This is a genomic window from Corynebacterium sp. TAE3-ERU2 (genome assembly GCF_019209955.1).
Classification (GTDB): Bacteria; Actinomycetota; Actinomycetes; order Mycobacteriales; family Mycobacteriaceae; genus Corynebacterium; species Corynebacterium megadyptis.
This window is the reverse complement of sequence record NZ_JAHUTL010000002.1, coordinates 85,551-112,391: the sequence shown is the minus strand read 5'-3', so window position 1 is coordinate 112,391 and position 26,841 is coordinate 85,551. Positions and strand designations below refer to the sequence as shown.

The following is a 26,841-nucleotide window of genomic DNA, read 5'->3' as shown; positions in this document are numbered from 1 at the left end:
AGGGGTGGGGCGGACCACCCCGCGGCAGGACGGTGGGGTGTGTCTCGCTACTATGGCTCAGAGATACACCCCCTGTGCGAAAGTGAGCCCTACGCGATGCCCCAAGGCAAAGTTGATCCGAAAAATATTCCCGATGATGGCCTCACCACCCGGCAACGACGCATGCTGCCGGTGACCGCGGTGCACACCGGGGAAGGTAAAGGAAAGTCCACCGCCGCCTTCGGCATGGCGCTGCGCGCCTGGAATCAAGGCTGGAAGATCGGCGTCTTCCAATTCGTGAAATCCGCCAAGTGGCGGGTCGGGGAAGAATCGGTATTCCTGCGCCTCAACGAGCTCAGCGATGAGCCGCTCGTGGAGTGGCACAAGATGGGCGAGGGCTGGAGCTGGGCGAAAAAGCGCGGCGATGAACAAGATCATGCCCGCGACGCCCGCGAAGGCTGGGAGGAAATCAAGCGCCGCCTAGCCAATGAAACCCATGATCTCTACGTGCTCGACGAGTTCACCTATCCCATTAAGTGGGGATGGATCGACGTCGAGGATGTGGTGGAGACACTACGCACTCGTCCCGGTACTCAGCATGTGGTGATGACGGGTCGCGACGCCGACCCACGCCTGCTCGAGGTAGCGGACTTGGTCACCACCATGACCAAGGTCAAGCACCCGATGGACCAAGGCCGCAAAGGCCAGAAGGGGATCGAATGGTAAGCGTGCCCGGTGTGTGCATCGCGGCCACGGCCTCGGGCACGGGCAAAACTACCATTGCCACGGGCTTGATGGGGGCGCTGGCCCGACGCATGAAGGTCGCACCGTTCAAAGTGGGGCCGGACTATATCGACCCCGGCTATCACGGCCTGGCCTCGGGGCGCGTGGGCCGCAACCTTGATTCGGTGATGTGTTCCGTCGATCGCATCGGCCCGCTCTATGCGCATGGTGCCGCCGGCTGCGATATCGCCGTGGTGGAAGGCGTGATGGGGCTCTTCGATGGCCGCATCACCGACTCCCCAGAAGACGCCGGCGCCGGTTCCACCGCTGAGATCGCCGCCGCGCTCGGGCTGCCCGTGATCCTCGTCGTGGATGTCCGCGGCATGAGTCAATCGGCCGGCGCGATTGTGCGCGGTTTCGCCATCCACAACCCCCATGTACGCATTGCGGGGGCGATCATTAACAAGGCAGGCACCGACCGCCACGCCGAGGTATGTCGCCGCGCCATCGAAAACACAGGGGTGCCGGTGGTGGGCATCATTCCGCGTATCGACAAGGTGGAAGTACCGTCCCGTCACCTCGGACTCGTGACCGCCGCTGAGCGGGGCGGTGCCGCCGTCGAATCCGTCGAGCGCATGGCCGACATGATCGAGAACTACGTGGACATCGATGCCATTCTCGAGCTGGCCTCCTGCGCCTATACCGGTCCCGCCTGGGATCCGGCCGCAGAGGTCCACGCCGTGGACAGCGCCCCGCGTATCGCTCTGGCTTCGGGGCCGGTGTTCAGCTTCGCCTATGCCGAGCACACCGAGCTGTTGAGCGCCGCCGGCGCCGAGGTGCTGGAATTCGATCCCTTGCACGAGGAACTCCCCGAGTGCGAAGGGCTCATTGTGCCCGGCGGATTTCCCGAGGAACATGTGGAAGAGCTCGCCGCCCGGCATAGCGTTACCGCTGGGGTGCGCGAGCACATCGCCGCCGGCAAACCGGTCCACGCCGAATGCGCGGGACTGCTGTGGCTGCTCAAAACCCTCGACGCCCATCCCATGGTGGGGGCGATCGGCACCCATGGCGCCATGGGCCGTCGCTTGAAACTGGGGTATCGGGAAGCCGTGGCGCTCGAGTCCTCGGTGCTCTACGAGGTCGGCCACAGAGTCACCGGCCACGAGTTTCACCACACCGCCCTCGCCGAGGAGACCGCACCTGGGTTCCATCCGGCCTGGGGCTGGCGGGGCTGGGATGGCGCCGCGGTGGCCGAAGGCTTCGTGTCCGCAACGATCCACGCCTCCTATCTCCACGTCCATCCCGCCAGCGTTCCCCACGCGATCGAGAACTTTGTGCGCACTGCGGGCAGGCATCGCTAAATCGATTTTTGCCCACTAAGGCCACTACACTCACAATTCATGACAGTGACTCTTATTGGTGGCGGACCCGGAGCGTGGGATCTGATTACGGTGCGCGGCATGCATGCCCTGCAAGAGGCCGATGTGATCCTCACCGATCACCTCGGCCCGAGCGCCGAATTAGACAAACTCTGCGATGTCTCGACCAAAGAGATCATCGACGTCTCAAAGCTGCCCTATGGCCGGCAAGTAGCCCAAGAAAAAACCAATGAGCTGCTGGTGACCCACGCCCGCGCCGGGAAGAAGGTGGCGCGGCTCAAAGGCGGCGACCCCTATGTATTTGGCCGTGGTTTCGAAGAGGCACAGGCCTGTGCCGAAGCCGGCATCGCGTGCACCGTCGTGCCGGGAGTAACCAGCGCCATCGCTGTTCCAGCCGCCGCCGATATCCCCGTAACCCAGCGTGGGATGGTGCATTCCTTCACCGTGATCTCGGGGCATCTCGCCCCCGATAACCCCAACTCGCTTAACGATTGGACGGCACTGGCGCACACCGGCGGCACCCTCGTGGTGATTATGGGCGTGAAAAACTCCGGGGCCATCGCAGAACGATTGATGGCCGATGGCCGCAGCCCCGAGACCCCCGCAGCCGTGATTCAAGAAGGCACCACCGCTGAGCAAAAAGTGCTGCGCTGCACGCTCGCGACGCTGGGCGCCTCTATCCGCGAGGAGGGCATTGCCCCGCCCGCAGTGCTGGTGATCGGCGAGGTGGCAGGACTCACCCTGCCGAACGCCTAGCGATCCACCACGAGCGTCAGCTGCGTCGGGCTGCTGAGACTGATAGAAAGACCAGCGCCCCGGGCGATCTCGATGACCTCATCGAGGGTGTCCGGTTCCGCATCGTGCAGGCAGAGCACGCGGGCCAGTTCGCCCTTGTAGTGCTTATTGAAGTGGCTCACAACCTTGCCCGCGGTGGTTTCCACGCGCACGGTGGCCGCAGAGGAGAGCGGGCCAAGATTCTGATACGCCCCCGAGCGGAAGTCCAGCACCAGGCCCTCCACACCGGCCAGGGCCTCAGTGATGGCTGCACCCCAGCGCTTTTTCATCGTTGGTGCAGCGGCGGCGGGATCCTCCTGGCGCGGCACCTTCGTGCTCGCAGACAGCCGGTAATGGGGGATGGGATCCTGTCCCCGCACGACGCCAAAGAGCGCTGAGCCCACAGCCAGTCGGCTCCACCGGGGTTGGGGGAGAGTAGCCGGGGAGAGGGCGTCGAAAAGCACCCCCGTGTAGCGACTCAGCGCCGGGGTGGTGGGGGAGGTCCACAGCTGCTGATTAGCGGCGAACTCCTCATCAAAGTTGTTTTTCAACTTCAGCGCCTCGCGTGCCTCCGCAGCGTCAAGAGCGCGCAGATCATCGATAATCTGCTGGCGCAGGGGAGTCAGTTCGGGGAAGCCGAGGGAGTCGAGCGACAGCGGCGCGCCATCGCCGCCAAAGGACTTGGTTTCAGAGGGTGGGAGCACAATGAGCACGCCCCTGAGTGTAGCTAGTAAGATCGGGCACCATGATTACACGCTTGTCTCAGCTCTTTTTGCGCACGTTGCGCGATGATCCCGCCGACGCTGAAGTCCCCAGCCACAAGCTTTTGGTGCGCGCCGGATACCTCCGACGCAATGCGCCGGGCATCTACTCCATGCTGCCGCTCGGAGTGCGCGCGCTGGACAAGATCGAAAAGGTTGTGCGCGAGGAGATGAACGCCATCGGCGCTCAAGAGCTGCGCTTCCCCGGCCTGCTGCCCCGCGGGCCCTATGAGCAGTCCAACCGGTGGACCGAATACGGCGATAATGTCTTCCGCTTGAAGGACCGCAAGGGCGCGGACATGCTGCTCGGGCCGACCCACGAGGAGATGTTCACCCTCACGGTCAAGGACATGTACAGCTCCTATAAGGATTTCCCCGTCATCCTCTATCAGGTGCAGACCAAGTATCGCGATGAGGAGCGTCCCCGCGCCGGTATCCTGCGCGGGCGCGAGTTCATTATGAAGGATTCCTACTCCTTCAACATGGATGATGCTGGGCTTGAGGAGTCCTATCAGCTGCACCGCCGGGCGTATCAAAACATTTTCGACCGCCTGGGCGTGGAGTATGTGATTTGTGCTGCGACCTCCGGCGCGATGGGCGGCTCGGCCTCCGAGGAGTTCCTTGCTATTAGCCCCACCGGCGAGGACACCTTTGTCTGCGCCACCGAAGGTGACTATGCCGCCAATGTCGAGGCCGTGGTGACCCCGGCCGGCGAGGAACGCGATCCCGCGGCAGCCCCCGCCGCCGAGGATCACGAGACCCCTGGTGCCACCACCATCTCCGCGCTCGTGGAGTGGGCGAATACACAGGGCGTCACTATTGAGGGCCGTGCGGTGGAGGCCAGCGATACCCTCAAGTGCATCGTGGTGCGCGTGATGGACCCCGGCGCCGAGAAACCCCGCCTCGCGGGTGTGGTCTTGCCTGGCGACCGCGAGGTGGACATGGGTCGCCTGGCCGCCAGCTTCGAGCCTGCCGAGGTGGAGCTCGCCGAGGACAAGGACTTTGCGCACAACCAGTTTTTGGTGAAGGGCTATGTGGGCCCGCGCGCACTCAACGAGCATGAACTGAGCGTGTACGCCGATCCGCGCGTCGTGCGCGGCACCTCATGGATCACCGGTGGCGATGTGGAGGGCCACCACAGCGTGAACATGACAGTGGGCCGTGATTTCGAGGTGGATGCCTATGTGGAGGCAGCCGAGGTACGCGAGGGCGACCCCGCGCCGGAGGGAATGGGTGTGCTCACCCTCGAGCGCGGTATCGAGATCGGGCACATCTTCCAGCTGGGCCGCAAGTACACCGAGGCGTTCGATGTGCAGATTTTGGATGAGAATGGCAAGCGTGCGGTGCCCACGATGGGCTCCTATGGCGTGGGCGTGTCCCGCCTGCTTGCCGTGATCGCCGAGCAGACACACGACGAGAAGGGCCTGAAATGGCCGGTGTCTGTGGCCCCGTACGAGGTGCATGTGGTGATCGCCAACAAGGATGCCGAGGCGGCAGAAGCGGCGGAGAAGCTCGCCGAGGAGCTGTCGACCCGAGGGATCGACGTGCTCTTCGATGACCGTCCCAAGATTGGCGCTGGCGTGAAGTTTAAGGACGCCGAGCTGTTGGGTATGCCCTTCATGGCCGTGGTGGGTCGTGGCTACAAGGAGGGCACCATCGAGGTGCGGCCGCGCGGTGGCGAGGCCGAGAACATCGCCGTGGACGAAGTGGTTGATCACCTCGTCGAGCTGGTCACGCAGGGGCGTCGTTAGAGGGCAGGAGGCCGGGAGAAAATCAGACGGCCTCCGGCGTAGATACGACGTCTGATGAGTGTGTAATGTGGGTGGCATGGGATCTCTTCCCATGCCACCCTTGATCTATTCATATCGCTGTCGCGGGCGGTGCCCGCAGGCACAAGTGGGGCAGGGGAGCGGAGATCCTCAGCACACAGTGAGGCCGCGCGCCGCGGCCATCCTATTCGTGGTGACTGCTACCGCGGATGAGGACTGAGGATGCCGGCGCGCGTAGATAAGAAAGGGACGCTATGCGCGTAATTATCACCGAGTCCCCTGCTGAGGTTGCCACTATCGCTGCCGACATGATTGCCGACACCGTGCAGGGCAAGGGGAAGGTTTCCATCGGGCTGGCCACCGGCTCGACCCCTATTGCCACCTACAAGGAGCTCATTGCTCGCCACCAGGCGGGCGAGATCAGCTTTGCCGATGTGAGTGTCTACATGCTCGATGAATACATCGGTATCGATCGCTCTGACGAAAATAGCTACTACCGCACCATTCGGCGAGAATTTGCCGAGCACGTGGACATCGATGATTCCCGCGTCTTTAGCCCCAATGGTCAAGCCGAGTCCATCGCGGAGGAAGCTGCCCGCTATGAGGCTGCAGTGCGTGCTGGCGAGGTGCAATTGCAGCTGCTGGGCATCGGCTCGGACGGGCACATTGGCTTTAATGAGCCCGGCTCCGCCTTCGACTCTCCGACCCACCGCGTGATCCTGCATCCGCAGACGGTGCGCGATAATGCCCGCTTCTTCTCCTCCGAAGAGGAGGTCCCCGTGGAGGCCATCACCCAAGGCCTGGCCACGATCCGTGCCGCCCAGCATCCGGTGCTGCTTGCGACCGGCGCCTCCAAGGCAGAGGCAGTGGCCGCGATGGTGGAGGGGCCCGTGACGGCGCACTGCCCGGCCAGCATTTTGCAGTTCCACCCGAACTGCACCGTCATCGTCGATAGCGAGGCCGCGGCACAGCTCGACGATCGTGAGTTTTATATCGCGGCCGAGAAGCAGCGTCGCGCCCGCACCAACTAGTACGTATTGGCCCCTGTTTGGGGGCCAATGCCCTTGTGTAGGTTCGGTAGCGAAACTAACATTGCACACTAGGAGTTTCTGCACTGGAGCGGTGCTCTATCGGTACCGCTCACATGCTGAACCCATTGTCTCCACCCAACCCCGTAGCGTGCACTCGATCTACCTCCCGAGACCGCCAGCTACGTCGATAAGAAAGACGCTATTTATGTCTCTGAATTCCCTCTCTCGCAGCACCACCGTCGGCCGTAGCCTGCGTGTCGGCATGGCAGCCTTCGCCGCCTCGGGCCTGATGCTCTCCGGCGGTATCGCCGCCGCCGAAGAAGGCGACGCTGACCAGTCGACCTCTAGCGAGTCCTCCTCGTCCTCCTCCGATAGCACTAACCAGCCTGCCACCGGCGGCGAGTACGAGGGAGATGATAACGGCAGCGCTGCTGAGGAAGGCGACAACTCCGACAGCACCGACGACGCCGCAGGTAGCAATGACGCGAGCGACGATGCTGAAGACCAGGGCGATGCCAATGGTAAGGGCGATGCCGAGCACGGCGACCACGAAGACGCTGAAGGCCAGGGCGATGCCAATGGTAAGGGCGATGCCGAGCACGGCGACCACGAAGACGCTGAAGGCCAGGGCGATGCCAATGGTAAGGACGATGCCGAGCACGGCGACCACGAAGACGCTGAAGGCCAGGACGATGCCAATGGTCAGGACGATGCCGAGCACGGCGACCACGAAGACGCTGAAGGCCACGACCACGGCGATGCGGCCGATAAGGATGGCAAGGGTGATATGCACGATGGTCACTCGCACATGGACGAGTCCTCGGCCACTCCGGCTCCGATGAACGAGCACAACCACAAGGATCAGCACGGTCATCACAACCATGAGTCCCACTCCGGCCCGGCCCTGGCCAACACCGGTGCCAATGTCGGCATGGTAACGCTCGGCGGCCTCGTCATCGCCGCCGCCGGCGCCGGCTTGGTAGCACTGCGCCGCCGCGCTTCCTAAGGGCTATTCCGCCAACTCGTTTCACCACTGGCCACGCCGCCCCGCGCTCTCAGCAGTGGGGCGTCGTGGCCGCGTGACGTTCTCAGGGCACGACTGAGCGCGGGGCCAGTTACACGCCCGCACCCGAGATTCGTTAGCATTATGCGAGTAAACACAAATCACAACAATCGAAAGGTGTGAAACTTCATGGGAATCATGGATAAGGCAAAGGAATTCCTGAGCGACGACGACAAGCGCAAGGACGTTCTCGACAAGGGCGAGCAGGTGGCCAAGGATAAGCTCGGCAACGAGCACTCCGACAAGGTAGACAAGGCCCGCGACGCCATCGACAAGAAGTTCGAGGGCTCCACCGAGGGCGAGAACTAAACCCTTAGCGCCCGACAGCCACCATCCCGCAGTGATGCAGGATGGTGGCTGTCGTGTATCTGCCCACAGTTGTGCTGGCAACCGCGGGGATCAGGGGTGGGGGAGGCGTCGATAAGCCTTGGCCTAGATGCCGATCGCGGCCGCCCGATGAGAGTGCACGGACACCTGGCCAATGGCCTGCGCGGCGCACTGCGCGGCAGTGGAATGCGAGGCCTCAAGCAGGAAATGATCCCACATCCCGCGGGCATTATCGCAGAGCTGGCGCACAAAAATATCGGCGCTGGCGGCATCGCTCATCTGCTCATAGCCCTCCATCTGATAACTCGTCGGAGCAGTGTCGGGCTGGAGACCATTGGCGGCCGCGATCTGCGTGAGCGCAACCGCAATCATCCGGTGATCGGTGCCCAGATCTGCAAAAAGCTGGGCGTGTTGCTGATTATCGGCAAACGCCTCCGCCGTGCCGAGGCCATAGATCGCAGCCTCGTGGAAGGCGATCATCTCCAGCAGGGCCGACTTTTCTTGTTTACTCAACGCCACATCCTCGGCCGCGATGGCGTCGAGCCGCAGCATATCCTTCGCCTTGTCCGGATCCTCCTCGTAGAGCCGAGTGCCCAGATCGGCATAGATGCTGGCGAGGACTATCCACGAGTCGGATTCGATCGTGGACACCGCGTCGAACGTGGCGCGGGCGGAATCAGCCAGGGCCGTGGACAGCTCGGCAGAGACCGTGGCGGCACGTTCTGCAATCGCATCCGCATCCAGCGCCTCCACAGAGCAGCGCTCGGGCGAGGACCCCTGCTCGTCGATGCCGCAGCGGCGGTTATTTTCCTCCACGAGCATGCTGGCGTGAGTATGGCGCATCTCGGCGATCGGCGGTTGTGCCTCCGCATCAGCCTCCGCTCCGATAGCGAGCTCCTTAAGACCCTGATCAACAGAGCGATACGGGGCGCACGAGGCCAGTGTCGCCCCAGCCCACAGGGCTGAGGTAGCGAGAAGAAACTGCCTGCGGCTCATAGGATTCATGGCTAAGAAGCATACCTGTATGCTTGCGAGCATGGCTTTTCCCTCTAAAGATGCACTTCACTCACTTATTTCTCCAGTAGCCCACGCCCACGGGATGGCTGTGGAGGAGATCAAGATTAACCGCGCTGGCGCCAAGTCCGTGATCGCGATCATCGTGGATGCCGCCGACAGCGCCGGCATGGAGGCCGAGGTGCCCAGCCTCGAGGCGGTGGAGGTCGCCGCAGGCGAGTTCTCTGCGGCCTTCGACGCGGCCGAGGTAGCAGGGGAGATTTCCTTCGGCGCCCAGGAATACACCCTCGAGGTGTCCACCCCAGGAGTGGATCGGCCCTTGACGACGCCGCGCCACTGGCACCGCAACCGCGGGCGACTGATCAGCATCACCCAGGGTGATGTGCAGCTGCGGGGGCGCGTGGGCGCGCTGTCGGCAGAGCAGGACTCGGTGATCGTGATCTCTAAGCTCTCCGCGAAGCAGGCGAAAAAGGCCGGCAAGAAAGCAGGTGAGCTTGAGGTGCACGCGCTAGGATTGGGCGATATTGATCGCGCGGTGGTAGAAATTGAGTTCGCCAAGGCTCCTGTTGCCGAGGCGGAACTTGCCGATATGTCGTATGAAGATGCCCTGCAGTGGCGAGAGGATCACAAGTGAACATTGATGTCCAGGCGCTCAGCGCCATCGAAAAGGACAAGGGAATTGCGGTTTCGGAATTGCTGTCGACGATTGCCGACGCTCTGCTCGAAACCTACCGGCAGAATTATCCCATGGACGAGTCCACACAGGCTCGGGTGGACATCGATACTGCAAGCGGCAAGGTAGCAGTGATCCTCACTGAACGTGACGAGGACGGCACCGTCCTGTCCGAACGCGACGACACCCCAGCGAACTTCAACCGCACCGCCGCCCTGGCCGTGCGCAATGCCATTGTGGCGCGGCTGCGCGAGGCAGAGGCCAACCGCGTCTTTGACGAATACACCCGCTTCGAGGGCACCGTCATCTCCGGTGTGGTGCAGGCCGATGCGCGCGCCAATGAAAAGGGCATCGTGGTGGTGCAGCTGGGCACCGAGGCCGATGGCCACGACGGTATTCTCATCCCCGCCGAGCAAATCCCGGGCGAAAACCTCAAGCACGGCGATCGCGTCAAAAGCTTTGTGGTGGGCGTGTCCAAGGGGCCGCGTGCCGTGCAGATCAACCTCTCGCGGACCCACCCTGAACTGGTGCGTAAGCTCTTCGAGCTGGAGATCCCCGAGGTCGAGGACGGCGCCGTGGAGATCGTCAGCATCGCCCGCGAGGCAGGCCACCGCTCCAAGGTGGCGGTGCGTGGCACCGTGAAGGGGCTCAACGCCAAGGGCGCCTGCATCGGTCCGCGCGGCCAGCGCGTGAACAACATCATGAAGGCACTGGGCGGGGAAAAGATCGACATCATCGATTACTCGGAAGACCCCCAGCACTATGTGGGTAACGCGCTGGCACCGTCCAAGGTGGTCTCCGTGGAGATCACCGATCTAGAAAACCAGATCGCCCGCGTCGTGGTGCCGGACTATCAGCTCTCCTTGGCCATCGGCCGCGAAGGCCAAAACGCTCGCCTCGCCGCGCGCCTGACTGGGTGGAAGATCGACATCCACTCGGACGCGGAATAGCGGGCGAGTGTCGAGAGCGTCGCGCCGAGCTCGCCGACCGAGCGGGCGTTGAGCCCGGCTGGCTCGGCGGCGGCACAGCAACGGCGCGAGCCCACTGCGAGGCCTACTGCGAGCTCACTGCGGCCCCACAACTCAGCGGCATATGTGGAACAACCACAGCTGAACGTGGGGCCGCTTTAAGGTTCTGTTAAACATTTCGGCTGCTTTCGCGTACACTTGTTCTCGGCTCACAAACGTGTGGTGACAGCCGGTGGGTTTTTGTGCCCAAAAACCGGATCGCCGCACGGGACGTGAGAAGCAGAGCTCAGAGGAGCTAACCATCGCAGCAGCCACAAGAAAGGGCCGGATGACGCAGTCGAACGCAGCACACACCCCACAGCGGATGTGCATTGCTAGCCGTCGCCTGTTTCCCGCGTCCGAGTTACTGCGCGTGGTTGTTGATCCCGCCGATGCCTCGCGCATCATTGCCGATCCCGCGGCTGTCTTGCCGGGGAGAGGGGCGTGGATTCAACCCTCATTGGCTCACTATGAGCTCGCCTGCAAGCGGCGCAGCTTTGCGCGCGCCCTACGGGTATCCGCTTCGGTGGATACACAACCCGTTCGCACCTACATTGCATCGCTCGGGGAACCGAATGGATCCCCACACAGCCAATGTGAGCAGCGGGATGACACAGAAGGAAGATTCGAACACTGATGAGCACACGATGAAGCATCAGCGATGAACGTCCACACGCAACCGTAGAGGCAGCAGGCCCTAAGAAAGACACACTTCACCTCCTAGTGAAGAACACTTTCCCGGCCGCTCGCCTCTGCACAAACCACGAGGAGAGAAGTGCCAGGAAAGCTACGAGTACATGAGCTCGCGAAAGAGCTCGGTATCAAGAGCAAAGATCTACTCGCCACGCTCAAAGAGCAGGGCGAATTTGTAAAGACTGCATCGTCGACAATCGAGCCGCCGGTAATTAAGAAGATGCGCGCGCACTACGCAGCGCAGAACGCCGACTCCGGCGCCGAGGCCGACAAGCCCGCCGAGAAGGCTGCGAAGCCGGCCGCGGCGGCGTCGACAAGCGCCGCAAAGCCCGGTGCCAAGCCTGCCGCTAAGCCCGGTGCGAAGCCGGCTGCCAAGCCAGGCGCTAGCCAGAAGGCTGCGGAAAAGCCCGCCGACACCGCTGCCGAGAAGGCTCCGAAGCCGGCTGCGGCGGCGTCGACAAGCGCCAAGAAGCCCGGCGCAAAGCCTGCCGCCAAGCCCGGTGCAAAGCCGGCTGCGAAGCCTGCGCCGACCCCCGGCGAGGAGAAGCCCGCTGCGGCGGAGAAGCCCGCTGCCAGCGGCGCTCCCAAGCCCAGCTTCCAGGCTGCGCAGGGCGCACAGAACGACACCAAGGGCGGCGAGGACGCAGCTGCGCAGCACAAGCCTGCTGCCGACTCCGCTATGCCGAAGCCGCGTCCGCGCCCCAAGCCCGGCCCGAAGCCGGGTGGCCGTGCGCCGCGCGTAGCCAATAATCCTTTCTCCACGGGCACGAACCCGGCTCCGCGCCCGGGTGGACACCGTGGTGGCCAGGGCCAGCAGGGTCAGGGCCAGGGCGGCGGCAAGCCCGGTGCAAAGCCGGGAGCCAAGCCGGGTCGCGGCAAGCCCCGCGGCCAGCAGCAGGGCGGTCAGGAGCGTCAGGGTGGCGGTCGTCGCCCCACCCCGGCGATGATGCCGAACCACCCGAGCCCCGGCCAGATGCCGTCGCGCTCCGCTGCGGGTAACCGCGGTGGCGGTCGTGGCCGTGGCGGCCATGGTGGCCCCGGCGGTCCCGGTGGTCCCGGTGGTTTCCGCGGACGCGGTGGCCGTCGTGGCGGTACCGCAGGCGCATTCGGTCGTCCCGGTGGCGCACCGCGCAAGGGCCGCAAGTCGAAGCGGCAGAAGCGCAATGAGTACGAGGCAATGAAGGCACCGAACGTCGTTGGTGGCGTGCGGTTGCCCGATGGCGGCGGCAAGACCCTGCGTCTGGCCCGCGGCGCCTCGCTGTCCGACTTCGCCGAGAAGATCGGTGCCGATGCGTCCTCGCTGGTGCAGGCATTGTTCAACCTAGGCGAGATCGTGACCGCTACGGCCTCTGTCTCCGATGAGACCCTGCAGCTGCTGGGCGAGGAGATCAACTACAAGGTTGAGGTCGTCTCCCCGGAGGATGAGGACCGCGAGCTCCTCGAGTCCTTCGACTTGCAGTTCGGTGAGGACGAGGGCGATGACTCCCTGCTGGAGAAGCGCCCGCCGGTGGTCACCGTCATGGGTCACGTCGATCACGGTAAGACCCGCCTGTTGGACACCATCCGTCAGTCCAATGAAGCCCGTCGTGAGGCCGGTGGCATCACCCAGGGCATCGGCGCCTACCAGGTCGATGTTGAGGCTGAGGGCCAGGATCGCACGGTGACCCTGCTGGATACCCCGGGTCACGAGGCGTTCACCGCCATGCGTGCCCGTGGTGCTAGCTCCACCGATATCGCCATCCTGGTGGTCGCAGCGGATGACGGCGTGATGCCGCAGACCGTGGAGGCCATCAACCACGCCAAGGCTGCTGATGTGCCGATCGTGGTTGCCGTGAACAAGATCGATAAGCCGGGCGCAAACCCGGAGAAGATCCGCGGCCAGCTCACCGAATACGGTTTGGTTCCGGAAGACTACGGCGGAGAGACCATGTTCGTGGACATCTCCGCGAAGCAGGCCACCAATATTGATGGACTGCTCGAGGCCGTGCTGCTCACCGCAGACGCCTCCTTGGAGCTCACCGCGAACCCGAACATGGATGCCCAGGGTGTGGCCATCGAGGCGCACCTGGACCGCGGCCGCGGCCCGGTGGCTACCGTGATCGTGCAGCGCGGTACCCTCCGCGTCGGCGATTCCATCGTGGCTGGCGACGCCTATGGTCGTGTGCGCCGCATGGTGGACGAGTACGGCAACGACGTGGAAGAGGCGGGTCCGTCTCGCCCCGTGCAGGTGCAGGGTCTGAACTCTGTTCCCGGTGCCGGCGATAACCTGCTGGTGGTCGATGATGACCGCATGGCACGTCAGATCGCTGACCGCCGTAACGCCCGTCGTCGCAATGCCATGCAGGCTCGTGCGAAGAAGCGCATCTCCCTCGAGGATCTGGATGCGGTGCTGAAGGAAACCAACACCCTCAACCTGATCCTGAAGGGCGACAACGCCGGTTCGGTGGAGGCTCTGGAAGACGCCTTGCTGAAGATCGAGGTGGACGACGAAGTCCAGCTGGAGATCATCGACCGCGGTGTGGGTGCTGTCACCCAAACCAACGTCTCGCTGGCTGCCGCCTCCAACGCCGTGATCATTGCCTTCAACGTTCGTTCCGAAGGCAAGGCCACCGAGGAAGCCAACGCCGAGGGCGTGGATATCCGTTACTACACCGTCATCTACCGTGCTCTGGAAGAGGTGGAGGCAGCCCTGCGCGGCATGCTCAAGCCGATCTACGAGGAGCGCGAGGTCGGTCGTGCGGAGATCCGCCAGCTGTTCAAGGCATCCTCCGTGGGCCTCATCGCAGGCTGCATGGTGGAATCCGGCAAGGTGCGTCGCAATGCCAAGGTGCGCCTGATCCGCGACGGCAACGTGGTGACCGACAAGGCCACTATCGAGTCGCTGCGCCGCGAGAAGGACGATGTCACCGAGGTCGCCGCCGGTTACGAGTGCGGTATGGTGCTGTCCTATCCGGACATCCAGGTCGATGACATCATCGAGGTATTCGAAGAGGTCGAGGTGCCCCGCACCTAAGACCCCGTCTACTCGCCGCTGGTGAGTATGTGCCATACACAGCCCTGTCGCCTTCTGAGGTGGCAGGGCTGTTGGCGTGCCGCCGCTCGTCGTCACAGTGTCCAGGCGGCACGATAGAATAACGGGGTCTCCCGCCACCGCCGCATCGCATGGCTGGGCGGGAACATACACAACGAAGAAAGGGAAAAATCACCATGGCTGATAAGCAACGCGCCGGCCGGATGGCGAAGCGAATTCTCACGATTGTTGCCGATTCGATTGAATTCCGCATCAAGGATCCGCGGCTGCAGTATGTCACCATTACCGATTGCCGCATGACCGGTGATCTGCACGATGCCACGGTGTTTTATACGGTCCGTGGCGCCACCATCGATACCGAGCCGAATCACGAGGAGGCAGCCGAGGCCCTCGAGAGCGCCCGCGGCCAGCTGCGTAAATACGTTGGCGACGCCCTGAGCGTGCGTTTTACCCCGCGTCTGTCCTTCGAGCTCGACACGGTGCCGGAGGCGAGCGCCCACCTCGAGGCGCTATTGGCCAAGGCCCGCCAGCGCGATGAGGAGCTGCACAAGCTCTCCGAGGGCAAAAACTATGCCGGTGGCGAGAACCCCTACCGCGAGGCCGAGGAGTAAAAGGTGTCCTCCCCGCGCTCGCGCTTATCGACGCCACCTCCCGCCACCACATCTGCTGCCACGATGCTCAGCCCCGCCCGGCTGGGCGTGCGCGATACTGATTTCCGCAACCACGATCTGGACGCGGCGCTAGCTGCGCTGCGCTCTGCCCGATCCGTGGCCGTGGTGGGGCATGTGCGCCCGGATGCCGATGCCGTTGGTTCGGTATCTGCGCTCATGCAGGTGGCCGAGGCTGTAGGGGCGCGGGCGCGCGGCTATATTGACCACCCCGGCGGGGTGGCGCGCAACCTCAGCAGCATTCCCCGGTGCGCGGATATCTCCTGGGAGGGGCCGATCGCAGCGGATACGGACTGCGTGGTGGTCGTCGACTGCGGCGATCTGCACCGTGCCGGCCGCTATGCCGAGGAGATCGCCAGCGGTGAGTGGGCGCGGATCATGATCGATCACCACGAGCACAACCCTGGGGTGCAGGGCGTGAACCTTATTGCTCCCCGGGCCGATTCCACCACCGCCGTGATCTGGCTGCTCGCCCAGCGGGCGGGTGTGGAGCTCACCGAGACGCTGGCCCATGCCCTTTATGCGGGGCTGGTCACCGATACTGGGTGTTTCGCGTGGGGCGGCAACGAGGATGCCACCTCGCGGCTGCTGCTTGCCGCCACGCTCGCCGAGAGTGGGATCGATACCGGAAGGATCACCGCGGATCTCATGGATCGCTCCACCGTGGCAGAAACCCAGATGCTCGGCAGGCTGCTGGCGGGAGTTGAGGCCGTGGACACCCCGCTGGGTCGGGCCGCCATTCTCCTGGCGCCCTATGCGCAGCTGAGTACGGTTCCGCCCTTCGTGGCGGAACGGGCTGTGACACTGCTGCACGCCCTCGAGGATGCTGCGGTATGTGTGGTGGCCAAAGAACAACAACCCGGCACCTGGAACCTCTCTCTGCGCTCGGAGCAGATCGACGTGGCAGCGCTGGCGCGCCGCCACGGCGGCGGAGGGCATATCCACGCCGCTGGGCTGAGCATGACTGGCACCGAAGAAGACTGTTGGACGCTGATGAAGGATTATCTACTGCAGTGAGTCTCGACTCCACCGATTCCCCCGAATGCACCGGCTCCTCCCGCGCCGCGGCAGGGGAGGACGCCCCGACTAGCGCCGAGGAGCATGAACGCCTCGCCGCCGCAGGCAAGGTGAGTATCCGTACCGTATTGGCGCTGGCGCTGCCCGCCCTAGGCGTGCTCGCCGCGACACCGCTGTACTTGCTGCTCGATACCGCGGTCGTGGGCCGGCTGGGTAAAACCGAATTGGCCGCGCTCGGCGCCGCCACCACGCTCTTTTCCGTGGTCACCACCCAGCTGACCTTTCTCTCTTATGGCACCACCGCCCGCGCCGCCCGGCTCTATGGGGCGGGCAAAAAGAAGGAAGCGGTCGCCGAAGGGGTGCAGGCCACCTGGGTGGCGCTGCTGGTCGGCTCGGCACTGGCCGCCATCATGTTCTTCGGCTCCCCCTGGTTTACCCTCTGGCTCTCGAGCAGCGACTCGGTGGCCGCCGAGGCCACGCTCTGGCTGCGCATCGCCAGCTTCGGCATCCCGCTATTGCTGATCACTATGGCCGGCAATGGGTGGCTGCGTGGCATCCAGAACACCACCGCGCCGCTCTGGTTCACCCTCACCGGCGTCATCCCCGCCGCGATCCTCGTGCCGATATTGGTGCACGCCTATGGCTTCGTGGGCTCGGCGTGGGCCAATCTCACCGGTTTGGCGCTCACCTCTGCCTGCTTCCTACTCGCCCTAGTTCGCTCCCATGAGGGCTCCTGGGCGCTGCGCCCGCAGGTGATCCGGCACCAGCTGGTGCTCGGGCGCGATCTCATTATTCGCTCCTTGTCCTTCCAAGTGGCATTTCTCTCCGCCGCCGGGGTCGCTGCCCGCTTCGGCGAGGCCTCCCTCGCCGCGCACCAAGTGATGATGCAGCTGTGGAACTTCCTCACCCTAGTGCTCGACTCGCTGGCGATCGCCGCCCAAACCCTGACCGGTGCGGCGCTCGGCATGGGCTCGGTCTACCGAGCTAGGGGAGTGGGGCGGCTGGTGGTGCTGTACTCCACCGCTGTGGCCGCAGTGCTGGCGGGGCTCTTTGCGCTCGGATTCCGCTTCATCCCGCGGCTATTCACCCAGGACGCCAGCGTGCTTGCCGCCATGGAGTGGCCGTGGTGGATTCTTATCCTCATGATCATCGGCGGCGGTGTGGTTTTCGCCCTCGATGGGGTGCTGCTGGGTGCCGCCGATGCGGTGTATCTGCGCAATGCCACCATCGCCTCGGTGGTACTGGGCTTTTTGCCCGGCGTGTGGCTCTCGCTGTTTTTCGAGGCTGGGCTCACCGGCGTATGGTGCGGACTCTTGGCCTTTATCTTCATCCGCATGGTCGCGGTGCTCTGGCGTTTCACGTCCATGAAGTGGGCCAATAACGCCGTATAGTGAGGGAATACAAGCAACCCCGAGCGGGAAGAGATCCGGTGTGGAGAAAGGTGATGGTGCGGCAATGACCACCCTGTGGGCTGTCGCGGATCTGCATGCCGCGGTCAAAGCGAATGCAGAGATGATCGCCCGCATCCAGCCCACGAGCCCCAGCGACTGGCTCATCGTTGGCGGAGATGTGGCCGAACGCACCCCCGATATTCTGGCGGTCCTGGAGCAGCTCAAGGAGCGCTTTGAAGAGGTGATCTGGGCGCCGGGCAACCACGAGCTGTTTTGCCGCTCCACCGATGCCGTGGTGGGCCGCGAGAAATACGCCGAGCTGGTGGCCGGCTGCCGCGCCCGCGATATTTTCACCCCCGAGGACCCCTATCCCGTCTTCGCTGGGCGCACCATCGCGCCGCTTTTTACGCTCTACGATTACACCTTCCGCCAGCCGGGGCTCACCGCCGAGGAGGCGGTGCAGCGCGCCCGAGACAATCAGGTGATGCTCACCGACGAGTTCGCCATTGCCCCCTTCGTGGATATCCGCGCGTGGTGCTGGGATCGATTGGCCTACTCGGTTAAAAGACTTAGCCGTGTCACCGGCCCCACCATCTTGATCAACCACTGGCCGCTGGTGATTGAGCCGCTCAACCAGGTGGCCTGGCCGGAGATATCGCTGTGGTGCGGCACGATCCACACCCGCACCTGGCCGGTGCGTTATCGCGCGGAGAAGGTGATCTACGGTCATCTGCACCTGCCGGGGGAAATAGTGGTAGACGGGGTCCCGCATATTGAAACCTCGCTCGGCTATCCGCGCGAGTGGAAAAACCGGCCCGCCAGCGCGCCATGGCCCTATCCGGTGCTGGAGGTGGACGCGGATGCAGTGTAGTCCCGATCTCTTCCCCGCAGCCGCCCAATTTTGTTCCATGCAGGTGGATCGCAGCAGCGCCGATCTAAGCCGATACCACGAGCTCCACCCCCTCGAGCAGGCCTTGGTGGCGCACGCGGTGACGGTGCGGAAAGCAGAGTTCGGCGATGCGCGCTGGTGCGCCCACCAGGCGCTCAAGAAGCTCGGGCGCGACTCCGGGGCACCGATCCTGCGCGGCGAGCGCGGCGTGCCCTTATGGCCGGCGGCGGTCTCGGGATCTATGACGCATACCGATGGGCTACGCGCTGCAGTGGTGGCGCCGCGGCTGGTGGTGAAGTCCATGGGCCTTGATGCCGAACCCGCGGCCTCTTTGCCGCGGGGAGTGCTCGGCTCCATCGCCCGCCCCAGTGAGCTATCCCAACTCGATGAACTGGAATCCCAAGGCATACCGTGTGCCGACCGCCTGCTCTTTTGCACCAAGGAGGCCACGTATAAGGCGTGGTTTCCGCTCACGCACCGCTGGCTCGATTTCGATCAAGCCGAGATCGATGTGCGCAGCGATGGCACCTTCATCTCCTATCTCTTGGCCCGCCCCACCCCGGTGCCCTTCATGACGGGCCGCTGGGAGATCCGCGAGGGTTTCATCATCGCCGCCATCGCCGTGGTCTAGCCGCCAACGAGCTGCGCTAGAGAGTAGAGGGACGGGCGACGAATACCGTCGATAAGCGCGAGCCCTTTTCTTTCAGCAGCGCAATCGCTCGGCCATCCGGGGCCATTGCCGCGTGCACGCCTTTGAGCCCGCGCGGGGAGAGCCATTTCCCCATGCTCACATCCCGCGCCTCCGCTGCGCTCAGCGGCAGCGGGGGAAAGCTCACAGCCATGGCCTGATCCAGACTCAAGGACAGTTCGGGCGTATCCTCGAGCTCCTCCAAGGTGCGGGCGTGGTCGAGGGTGAAGGGGCCAACGGTGCTGCGACGCAGCGCCGTGAGGTGACCACCCACACCCAGCCCGGCCCCGAGGTCACGGGCGAGGGAGCGGATATAGGTTCCCGAGGAGCAGTGCACCGAACAGCGGATATCCACCCAGCTATCCTGGCGCTCGATGGAATGCACCACGAAAGAATAGATAGTGACGCTGCGTTCAGGAATCTCTACCTCGATTCCCTCGCGCACCAGCTCGTGGGCGCGGCGGCCATTGATTTTGATCGCCGAGACGGAGGAGGGGCGCTGCATAATCTCCCCGCGAAGCTGCGCGATACCGTCGTGAATCTGCTCATCGCTGATCGCGGAGGCATCGTGCTGGCTGAGAATATCGCCCTCGGCGTCATCGGTCGTGGTCGATGCCCCCAAGCGGATGGTGGCGTCATAGGTTTTGGTATCCGCCACCAGATGCGCGAGGAACTTGGTGCCGCGTTCGATACCGACCACCAATACCCCGGTTGCCATCGGGTCAAGAGTGCCGGCATGGCCTACTTTGCGGGTGCCGAAGATCCGCCGCAGCCGACCCACCACATCGTGGGAGGTCATGGACTGAGGCTTGTCCACCACCACCAGTCCCGAGGTGGCGAGGGGGTCTGCGGCAGCGGCCAGCTGAGCGGGGGAGGGGATCTTCTCTTGGGGGAAAGACATGCGTATTAGCCTATGCCGTACCCTATACACTTGTGAATATTTGGCATGGTCTGGATAACGTCCCCGCACAGCTCGACGCCTCCGTGGTCACCATCGGAGTTTTTGATGGCATTCACAGCGGACATCAAACCCTGCTCCGCCGCGCCGCGGCCCTTGCCGGAGACAACGGCGTGCCCTCTGTGCTCGTGACCTTTGATCCGCATCCGCTGGCCGTGGTGCGCCCAGATAAGATGCCGCCGTTGCTCGGCACTGTATATGACCGTGCCGAGATCGCAGCCGCGCTGAATATCGACCATCTGCTGGCGCTGCGTTTCGACGCCTCCCTCGCGCACCTCTCGCCCGAGGAGTTTTTCACCACCGTGCTCGTCGAGAAGCTCGGCGCGAAGGCCGTGGTGGTGGGGGAGAACTTCACCTTCGGGCATAAGGCCGCCGGCACCACCGACACGCTGCGCGAGCTCGGGGAGAAATACGGCGTCGAGGTAGCGGTGTTGCCGCTGTTGAATGAAGCGGGTCTGCCGATCTCCTCCACCCGTATCCGCGGGATGCTCGAGCGCGGCGAGATCCGCGAGGCCAACGCCGCACTGACCCGCCCCTTCGCGGTGCAGGGCGAGGTCGTGCGCGGTGCCGGCCGCGGCGGCAGGGAACTGGGATTTCCCACCGCGAATCTCTACTTCCCGGCCAGCCAGGCCCTGCCCGGCGATGGCGTCTATGCCGGGTATTTTACCGTGCTGGACTCGACTCCCAACCCCGGCGATATGCGCTGCGGGGTGCGCTATCCCGCGGCGATCTCGGTGGGGAATAATCCCACCTTCGAGGATCCGCGCCGTAGCGTAGAAACCTTCGTGCTCGACCGCGAGGCGGATCTCTATGGCCATCAGGTGCGGGTGGAATTTGTGGATTTTGTGCGCGGCATGGAGAAGTTCAACGGGATTGAGGACCTGCTCGCTGCCATTCGTTCGGATGTGGCCGCCACCCGCGCAATTGTTTCCGAACCTATCGACTGCTAATATTTCTCGGGTTGGTTGTGACTGTGGTCTGCAACAGTCACGCCCACCGGCCTCCTAATGGGAGGGCGGTGCCTGTTTTTTACTGCGGACTGAAATATTTTTGGAGGATCCCCTCATGGCATTGGATACCGCAAAGAAGAAAGAAATCCTGAACGAGTACGGTCTGCACGAGACCGATACCGGTTCTCCCGAGGCTCAGGTTGCCCTGCTCACCTACCGCATCCGCAACCTCACCGAGCACCTGAAGAGCCACAAGCACGATCACCACTCCCGTCGTGGTCTGCTGCTGCTCGTTGGTCGTCGTAAGGGCCTGCTGCAGTACCTGCAGCGCACCAACATCGATCGCTACCGTGACCTGATCTCTCGCCTGGGTCTGCGTCGCTAAGCGTCGTGCATCTGAGGTGATTACCGCCTCATCTCACCACCTCTCGTCCTTGTGTGTCGAGAAGGTGGTGTTTTTTATGCGCCATGTGCTGCGGAACTGCTAGACTAAGTCACCGTTATAGACACCCACTCAGGCGGCACCGATGACCGCCTCCATTTTTAGTTATAAGAGGAGTTCGCAAGCACACATGCGCGACGTATTCGTTAATAAAGACACCGACTTCGGAATCATCGAAGCAGTTGCCACCATCGATAATGGCGACTTCGGTACCCGCGAGATCCGGCTCGAAACAGGACAGCTTGCCCGCCAGGCTGATGGTTCCGTGACCGCATATCTCGATGAAGAGACCATGATGCTGGCCACCTCCACCGCATCCAACCAGCCGCGCGAAGGTTTCGACTTCTTCCCGCTGACCGTGGATGTGGAAGAGCGCATGTACGCTGCAGGTCGCATCCCCGGTTCCTTCTTCCGTCGTGAGGGCCGCCCCTCCACCGAGGCCATCTTGGCCTGCCGTCTCATTGACCGTCCGCTGCGCCCGACCTTCGTCAAGGGCCTGCGCAATGAGGTACAGATCGTGGTCACCGTGTTGTCGGTGAACCCGCAGGATATGTACGACGTGGTGGCTATCAACGCCGCCTCCGCTGCCACCCAGCTCTCCGGTCTGCCGGTCTCCGGCGCCGTGGGCGGCGTGCGCATGGCTCTCGTCGTGGACGAGGACCATCCCAAGGGCCAATGGGTGGCATTCCCCACCCATGAGCAGCACAACTCCGCCGTATTCGAGCTGGTGGTTGCTGGTCGTCGCGTCACCCGCAAGCAGGGACGCAAGAATGTCGACGATGTGGCCGTGATGATGGTGGAAGCCGGCGCCACGGAGAACGTGGTCGAGCGCATCAGCGATGGCGCTCCGGCCCCCACCGAGCAGGTTGTGGCCGAGGGCCTCGAGGCCGCCAAGCCCTTCATTGACGTTCTCTGCCGCGCCCAGGAGGCGCTGGCGAAGGAGACCGCCAAGGAGACCCAGGAGTTCCCGCTCTTCCCGCCGTACTCCGAGGAGATCTTCGAGGCCGTGGAGAAGAAGGCCGCCAAGAAGCTCAACAAGCTGCTCACCATCTCCGGTAAGCAGGAGCGCGACGAGGCCACCAATGAGCACATGGAAGAGATCGAGGAGCAGCTGAGCGAGCGCTTCGAGGATCAGGAGAAGGAGATCCGCGCCGCCTATAACGCGGTGATGAAGCAGATCGTGCGCCAGCGCATCCTGGCCGAGCACTTCCGCATCGATGGCCGCGATGTCACCGACATCCGTGACCTCAGCGTGGAGGTGGATCTCATTCCGCGCGCCCATGGCTCCGCTCTCTTCGAGCGTGGCGAAACCCAGATCCTCGGCGTGACCACCCTGGACATGCTGAAGATGGAGCAGCAGATCGATTCGCTGACTCCCACTACCTCCAAGCGCTATATCCACCACTACAACTTCCCGCCCTATTCCACCGGCGAGACCGGTCGCGTGGGTTCGCCGAAGCGCCGCGAGATCGGCCACGGTGCGCTCGCCGAGCGCGCCCTGATCCCGGTGATCCCCTCCCGCGAGGATTTCCCCTACACCATCCGTCAGGTCTCCGAGGCGCTGGGCTCCAACGGCTCTACCTCCATGGGTTCGGTATGTGCGTCTACGCTCTCGCTGCTCAACGCTGGTGTGCCCTTGAAGGCACCCGTCGCGGGTATCGCCATGGGCCTGGTCTCCGGCGAGGTCAAGGGTTCCACCGAGTATGTGGCGCTCACCGATATCCTCGGCGCCGAGGATGCCTTCGGCGACATGGACTTCAAGGTGGCCGGCACCGCCGACTTCGTCACCGCGCTGCAGCTCGACACCAAGCTGGATGGTATTCCGTCCTCTGTGCTTGCCGACGCCCTCTCCCAGGCTCGCGACGCGCGTCTGACCATCCTCGACACGATGGCCGATGTGATCGATGAGCCTGATGAGATGAGCGACTACGCACCGCGTATCACCTCGGTGAAGGTGCCGCAGTCCAAGATCGGCGAGATCATCGGGCCCAAGGGCAAGACGATTAACTCGATCACTGAGGACACCGGCGCAGACGTCTCCATCGAGGAAGACGGTACGGTCTTCATCTCCGCCACCTCCGGTGAGGCTGCGGAGCAGGCGATTGAGAAGATCAACGCCATTGCGAACCCGCAGCTGCCCAAGGTGGGCGAGCGCTACCTCGGCACCGTGGTCAAGACCACCCCCTTCGGTGCGTTCGTGTCGCTGCTGCCGGGCCGTGACGGTCTGGTGCACATCTCGAAGCTCGGTGGCAAGAAGCGCATCGAGAAGGTTGAGGACGAGGTCAATGTGGGCGACAAGCTCCAGGTGGAGATCGCCGATATCGACAATCGCGGCAAGATCTCTTTGATCCCCGTCGAGGAGAGCTAAGCTCTGATCTCCGCGCCCGACGCTCGGGCGCGTAGTGCTCAAATAACAACGCCCCGCAGCACACCTAGGTGTGTACTGCGGGGCGTTGCCTATGTCTGCCCGCTTCAGCCCGCTGCAGGCACAGATGAGGCAACGATAAGACCAGTGTGAGAGAGGATATAACCACGCCCGAGTGGCTGCATTCCCTGATCGTTACCCCAAGCAACCCCACATGAGGGAAGCGGGCACGTTGCGGCTGTGAGCTTAGCCACGAACTAGGAAGGTAGGTCGTCTGATGTTGGGCTTGATGTGCGTAAATGTCTCCCTTATCGCGCAGGTCAGGGCTTATAAGGAGGCCGGAGAGTGGAACATGGGCTCTCAGATGGCGGTGAATTGATGGTGTTCATTTCCGCAAAAGTGGGCGTAGCATGAGTGCAGAAGCACACATACTCACAGGCTGTTGATTATTACCTGTGCCTGTAGGTGTGTGTGGTACCTCATAGCTAGTGGCGCGGTGGAGCGGCAACGCTCCCCGCACAATGCACGGAAAGGGACGCGCACTCATGACCACCCGCGATATCACCCTCACAGCCGGCGATTACACCGCAACGATCACCACGCGAGGTGGGGGAGTGCGTACCCTGAGCTATCGAGGCGCTCCCTTGCTCATCGGGTACGAGGCAGGTGAGGATGCGCCGATGAATGCCGGCAATATTCTGAGCCCCTGGCCCAACCGAGTGGACGGCGGAGTCTTCATTTTCCACGGCACCACCCATGAATTGGAGATCACCGAACCGCAGCGCACTAACGCTATTCACGGTTTCGTGCACTACCAAGAGTGGCAGTGCGTGGACAGCTCCGAGGCGTCCGTCACACTCGAGCTGCACGATGGCCAGCACCAAGGCTGGCCCTGGGCGCTGCACCACAGCGTGACCTGGAGCCTTGATGAGAACACCGGATTGAGCTGTGCGTATCGAGTGCGCAATGCCAGCGATGACACTGCGCCCGTAGCCGTGGGCTTCCACCCGTATATCACCGCCCACGGTGCGCCGCTGGACGAATGCGAACTCACCCTTCCCTGTGGCAGCTATCTGCCCCTGGAAACGACACGCAATCTTCCCGCGGGGCCGATGACGGCGACCACTCACCTCGGCCTGGACGGGGATGTGGCCACGGGGATCGCAATGGACGGGGTGTTCTTCGATCACTGCTTCAGCGTCGACAAGCCCCAGCAGCCCTCTGCCTATGAAGTCATCCTGCGGCATCGCGATAGCGATGCATCGGTGGTGCTGCGTTCGGATATGCGCACCCCGTGGCTGCAGGTCTTTACGGCTGATCCCGCCTATGACTGCGGTTATCCCGGAGTGGGGCGGGCCCTGGCGGTGGAACCGATGTCGGCGCCGGTCAACGCTTTCCGCTCCCACGGGGCGGCGGAGTTAGATCCCGAAGAAAGCCTGAGCATCAACTTCGCCATCGCGGCAGGCTAGAAGCTCTTTAACTGAATATAGACACTCATAACCAAGCAGGCTTTGCGGAAGAATGCTCGCGGAGCCACCAACCAACCCAAGGAGAAAGCAACATGATCGTCGCTGAATCCGCGCTCCGGCTTGATGCCACGTGGGTCGATTACGCGATCGTCGCGTTATATTTCGTCTTCGTTCTCGGAATCGGCTGGGCCGCCCGCTCGCGCGTGTCGAGCTCCATCGACTTCTTCCTCTCGGGCCGTTCGCTGCCTGCGTGGGTGACGGGCCTCGCCTTCATCTCCGCTAACCTAGGCGCCGTCGAGATCGTGGGCATGTCCGCCAACGGTGTGCAGTATGGCTTCCAAACCATGCACTACTTCTGGATCGGCGCTGTGCCGGCCATGGTGTTCCTCGGCATCGTGATGATGCCCTTCTACTACGGCTCCAAGGTGCGTTCGGTGCCCGAGTTCATGCTGCGGCGTTTCGGCCCCGGCGCGCACTTGGTCAACGCCATCTCCTTCGCCGTGGCGCAGCTGCTCATTGCCGGTATTAACCTGCTGCTGCTGGCCAAGGTGGTCAACTCCCTGCTGGGCTGGCCGCTGATCGTCACCCTCGTTATCGCCGCGGTGATTGTGCTCAGCTACATCACCCTCGGTGGTCTCTCGGCCGCTATTTACAATGAGGTGCTGCAGTTCTTCGTGATCATCGCCGCACTGCTGCCGCTGACCCTGATTGGTCTGCACAATATTGGTGGCTGGCAGGGTCTGAAGAACGCTGTGGAGAATGAAAGCCACTTCCACACCTGGCCGGGTACGGAGATCTCCGGTTTCGATAACCCAGTGGTCTCGGTGATCGGTTTGACCTTCGGTCTGGGCTTCGTGCTCTCCTTCGGTTATTGGACCACCAACTTCGTGGAGGTGCAGCGCTCCATGGCCGCTGATTCGCTCTCCTCGGCGCGGAAGACCCCGATCATTGGTGCCTTCCCCAAGATGTTCGTTCCCTTCGTGGTGGTTGTGCCCGGCATGATCGCTGGCGCCACCGTCACCCCGATTATGAATGGCAGCGCCGAGCCGAATGACGCGATGCTCTATCTGATGCGTGATTTGCTGCCCAATGGTTTGCTCGGTGTGGCACTGGCAGGTCTGCTCGCCGCGTTCATGGCCGGTATGGCTGCCAATATCTCTGCCTTCAACACCGTGATGAGCTATGACATCTGGCAGGGCTATGTGGTCAAAGATAAGCAGGATGATTACTACACCAAGGTCGGCCGTATGGCCACCGTGCTGGCTACCCTCATCGCCGTGTTCACCGCGCTGATTGCCGAGAACTTCGGCAACGTGATGGACTACCTGCAGACTCTGTTCGGCTTCTTCAACGCCCCGCTGTTCGCCACCTTCATCCTCGGTATGTTCTGGAAGCGCATGACCCCGACCGCCGGCTGGGTGGGCCTGGTCATGGGTACTCTGTCCGCCATGGCCTACTGGGCCATCGCCACCTTCTCCTCGGTGGAGTCGGGCTTCTTCAACCTGCCCGGTCAGGGCACCGCGTTCGTGGCAGCCTCCATCGCCTTCATCGTGGACATCACCTTCTCCATCGTGGTCTCCATGATGACGAAGCCGAAGCCGGATCATGAGCTGGTTGGCTTCGTGAAGTCCGTGACCCCGAAGGAGAACCTCACCGACGCTGCTGAGGCCAGCCTGCCGTGGTACAACCGCACGGTGCCGCTCGGTATCCTCTGCATGGTTCTCGTGATCGCGCTCAACGTGATCTTCGCCTAGCACTAGATCAAGGAAGGAGTAATAAC

At 63.2% G+C, this 26,841-nt stretch carries 24 protein-coding genes; 21 read left to right on the top strand and 3 right to left on the bottom strand.

Annotation, left to right across the window (positions count from 1 at the left end; all coding sequences use genetic code 11):
* Positions 1-96 precede the first annotated feature (96 nt).
* The 3 genes from cobO to cobA are packed head-to-tail and all read left to right on the top strand — an operon-like array spanning position 97 to position 2,837.
* Entirely contained in the window at positions 97-705 is a 609-nt protein-coding gene (cobO, locus tag KRX12_RS03470) for a cob(I)yrinic acid a,c-diamide adenosyltransferase (RefSeq protein WP_151528546.1), read from the top strand.
* Positions 699-2,063, top strand: a complete 1,365-nt coding sequence (locus KRX12_RS03465; RefSeq protein WP_218363444.1) for a cobyrinate a,c-diamide synthase — start codon at positions 699-701, stop codon at positions 2,061-2,063. Before cobO ends, KRX12_RS03465 begins: the two co-directional genes overlap by 7 nt.
* A gap of 39 nt (positions 2,064-2,102) precedes the next feature.
* Entirely contained in the window at positions 2,103-2,837 is a 735-nt protein-coding gene (gene cobA / locus KRX12_RS03460) for a uroporphyrinogen-III C-methyltransferase (RefSeq protein ID WP_218363443.1), read from the top strand.
* On the opposite strand, the gene yaaA is transcribed toward cobA, so the two are convergent.
* A complete protein-coding gene (gene yaaA, locus KRX12_RS03455) occupies positions 2,834-3,568 on the bottom strand; it encodes a peroxide stress protein YaaA (protein WP_218365757.1) in 735 nt (244 codons plus the stop codon). The two genes, cobA and yaaA, sit on opposite strands and share 4 nt — an antisense overlap.
* 32 nt (positions 3,569-3,600) lie before the next feature.
* Between yaaA and KRX12_RS03450 the strand changes: the two genes are divergently transcribed.
* The 4 genes from KRX12_RS03450 (at position 3,601) to KRX12_RS03435 (ending at position 7,788) form a co-directional block, all read left to right on the top strand.
* Positions 3,601-5,367 carry a proline--tRNA ligase gene (locus tag KRX12_RS03450; RefSeq protein WP_218365756.1) on the top strand — a complete coding sequence of 589 codons (1,767 nt, stop codon included), beginning with the start codon at positions 3,601-3,603 and terminating at the stop codon, positions 5,365-5,367.
* A gap of 272 nt (positions 5,368-5,639) precedes the next feature.
* Complete coding sequence (gene nagB / locus KRX12_RS03445) at positions 5,640-6,416, top strand: glucosamine-6-phosphate deaminase (protein WP_218363440.1); 777 nt, start codon at positions 5,640-5,642, stop codon at positions 6,414-6,416.
* A 205-nt stretch (positions 6,417-6,621) separates the two neighbouring features.
* Complete coding sequence (locus KRX12_RS03440) at positions 6,622-7,422, top strand: LPXTG cell wall anchor domain-containing protein (RefSeq protein ID WP_218365755.1); 801 nt, start codon at positions 6,622-6,624, stop codon at positions 7,420-7,422.
* Between the two features lie 186 nt (positions 7,423-7,608).
* Complete coding sequence (locus KRX12_RS03435) at positions 7,609-7,788, top strand: antitoxin (RefSeq protein WP_151528553.1); 180 nt, start codon at positions 7,609-7,611, stop codon at positions 7,786-7,788.
* A 123-nt stretch (positions 7,789-7,911) separates the two neighbouring features.
* On the opposite strand, the gene KRX12_RS03430 is transcribed toward KRX12_RS03435, so the two are convergent.
* Positions 7,912-8,802, bottom strand: coding sequence for a hypothetical protein (locus KRX12_RS03430; RefSeq protein ID WP_218365754.1), 891 nt, complete (start codon positions 8,800-8,802; stop codon positions 7,912-7,914).
* A gap of 40 nt (positions 8,803-8,842) precedes the next feature.
* Between KRX12_RS03430 and rimP the strand changes: the two genes are divergently transcribed.
* From rimP to KRX12_RS03385, 9 genes are all read left to right on the top strand, one after another.
* The gene (gene rimP / locus KRX12_RS03425; RefSeq protein ID WP_218365753.1) at positions 8,843-9,454 is read left to right on the top strand and encodes a ribosome maturation factor RimP; all 612 of its coding nucleotides are present in this window, start codon (positions 8,843-8,845) and stop codon (positions 9,452-9,454) included.
* Positions 9,451-10,443, top strand: a complete 993-nt coding sequence (gene nusA / locus KRX12_RS03420) for a transcription termination factor NusA (protein ID WP_151528556.1) — start codon at positions 9,451-9,453, stop codon at positions 10,441-10,443. Before rimP ends, nusA begins: the two co-directional genes overlap by 4 nt.
* A 346-nt stretch (positions 10,444-10,789) precedes the next feature.
* Complete coding sequence (locus tag KRX12_RS03415; protein WP_218363437.1) at positions 10,790-11,137, top strand: YlxR family protein; 348 nt, start codon at positions 10,790-10,792, stop codon at positions 11,135-11,137.
* Positions 11,138-11,275: 138 nt separating this feature from the next.
* Positions 11,276-14,206, top strand: coding sequence for a translation initiation factor IF-2 (gene infB / locus KRX12_RS03410; RefSeq protein WP_218365752.1), 2,931 nt, complete (start codon positions 11,276-11,278; stop codon positions 14,204-14,206).
* Positions 14,207-14,400: 194 nt separating this feature from the next.
* Entirely contained in the window at positions 14,401-14,835 is a 435-nt protein-coding gene (rbfA, locus tag KRX12_RS03405) for a 30S ribosome-binding factor RbfA (protein ID WP_218365751.1), read from the top strand.
* A gap of 3 nt (positions 14,836-14,838) precedes the next feature.
* Positions 14,839-15,909 carry a DHH family phosphoesterase gene (locus KRX12_RS03400; RefSeq protein ID WP_218365750.1) on the top strand — a complete coding sequence of 357 codons (1,071 nt, stop codon included), beginning with the start codon at positions 14,839-14,841 and terminating at the stop codon, positions 15,907-15,909.
* Positions 15,910-16,019: 110 nt separating this feature from the next.
* Positions 16,020-17,300 carry an MATE family efflux transporter gene (locus KRX12_RS03395; RefSeq protein ID WP_218365911.1) on the top strand — a complete coding sequence of 427 codons (1,281 nt, stop codon included), beginning with the start codon at positions 16,020-16,022 and terminating at the stop codon, positions 17,298-17,300.
* A gap of 64 nt (positions 17,301-17,364) precedes the next feature.
* The gene (locus KRX12_RS03390) at positions 17,365-18,171 is read left to right on the top strand and encodes a metallophosphoesterase (protein ID WP_218363432.1); all 807 of its coding nucleotides are present in this window, start codon (positions 17,365-17,367) and stop codon (positions 18,169-18,171) included.
* Positions 18,161-18,820 (top strand): 4'-phosphopantetheinyl transferase, encoded by a 660-nt coding sequence (locus tag KRX12_RS03385; protein ID WP_218363431.1) that lies wholly within the window; start codon positions 18,161-18,163, stop codon positions 18,818-18,820. Before KRX12_RS03390 ends, KRX12_RS03385 begins: the two co-directional genes overlap by 11 nt.
* 16 nt (positions 18,821-18,836) lie before the next feature.
* Here the strand turns inward: KRX12_RS03385 and truB are convergent, their stop codons facing one another.
* Positions 18,837-19,778 (bottom strand): tRNA pseudouridine(55) synthase TruB, encoded by a 942-nt coding sequence (gene truB / locus KRX12_RS03380; protein ID WP_218365749.1) that lies wholly within the window; start codon positions 19,776-19,778, stop codon positions 18,837-18,839.
* Between the two features lie 32 nt (positions 19,779-19,810).
* Here truB and KRX12_RS03375 point away from each other — a divergent pair, with 32 nt between their 5' ends.
* From KRX12_RS03375 to KRX12_RS03355, 5 genes are all read left to right on the top strand, one after another.
* Entirely contained in the window at positions 19,811-20,785 is a 975-nt protein-coding gene (locus KRX12_RS03375) for a bifunctional riboflavin kinase/FAD synthetase (RefSeq protein WP_218365748.1), read from the top strand.
* A 115-nt stretch (positions 20,786-20,900) separates the two neighbouring features.
* Positions 20,901-21,170, top strand: a complete 270-nt coding sequence (gene rpsO, locus KRX12_RS03370) for a 30S ribosomal protein S15 (protein WP_151528566.1) — start codon at positions 20,901-20,903, stop codon at positions 21,168-21,170.
* A gap of 187 nt (positions 21,171-21,357) precedes the next feature.
* Positions 21,358-23,595 (top strand): polyribonucleotide nucleotidyltransferase, encoded by a 2,238-nt coding sequence (locus KRX12_RS03365; RefSeq protein ID WP_218365747.1) that lies wholly within the window; start codon positions 21,358-21,360, stop codon positions 23,593-23,595.
* A 542-nt stretch (positions 23,596-24,137) separates the two neighbouring features.
* Positions 24,138-25,061: an aldose epimerase gene (locus KRX12_RS03360; RefSeq protein ID WP_218363427.1), complete on the top strand. Its 924-nt coding sequence runs from the start codon at positions 24,138-24,140 to the stop codon at positions 25,059-25,061.
* A gap of 92 nt (positions 25,062-25,153) precedes the next feature.
* On the top strand, positions 25,154-26,815 hold the full coding sequence (locus KRX12_RS03355) for a sodium:solute symporter family protein (protein WP_218363426.1): 1,662 nt from the start codon (positions 25,154-25,156) through the stop codon (positions 26,813-26,815).
* The last annotated feature ends 26 nt before the right edge of the window (positions 26,816-26,841 follow it).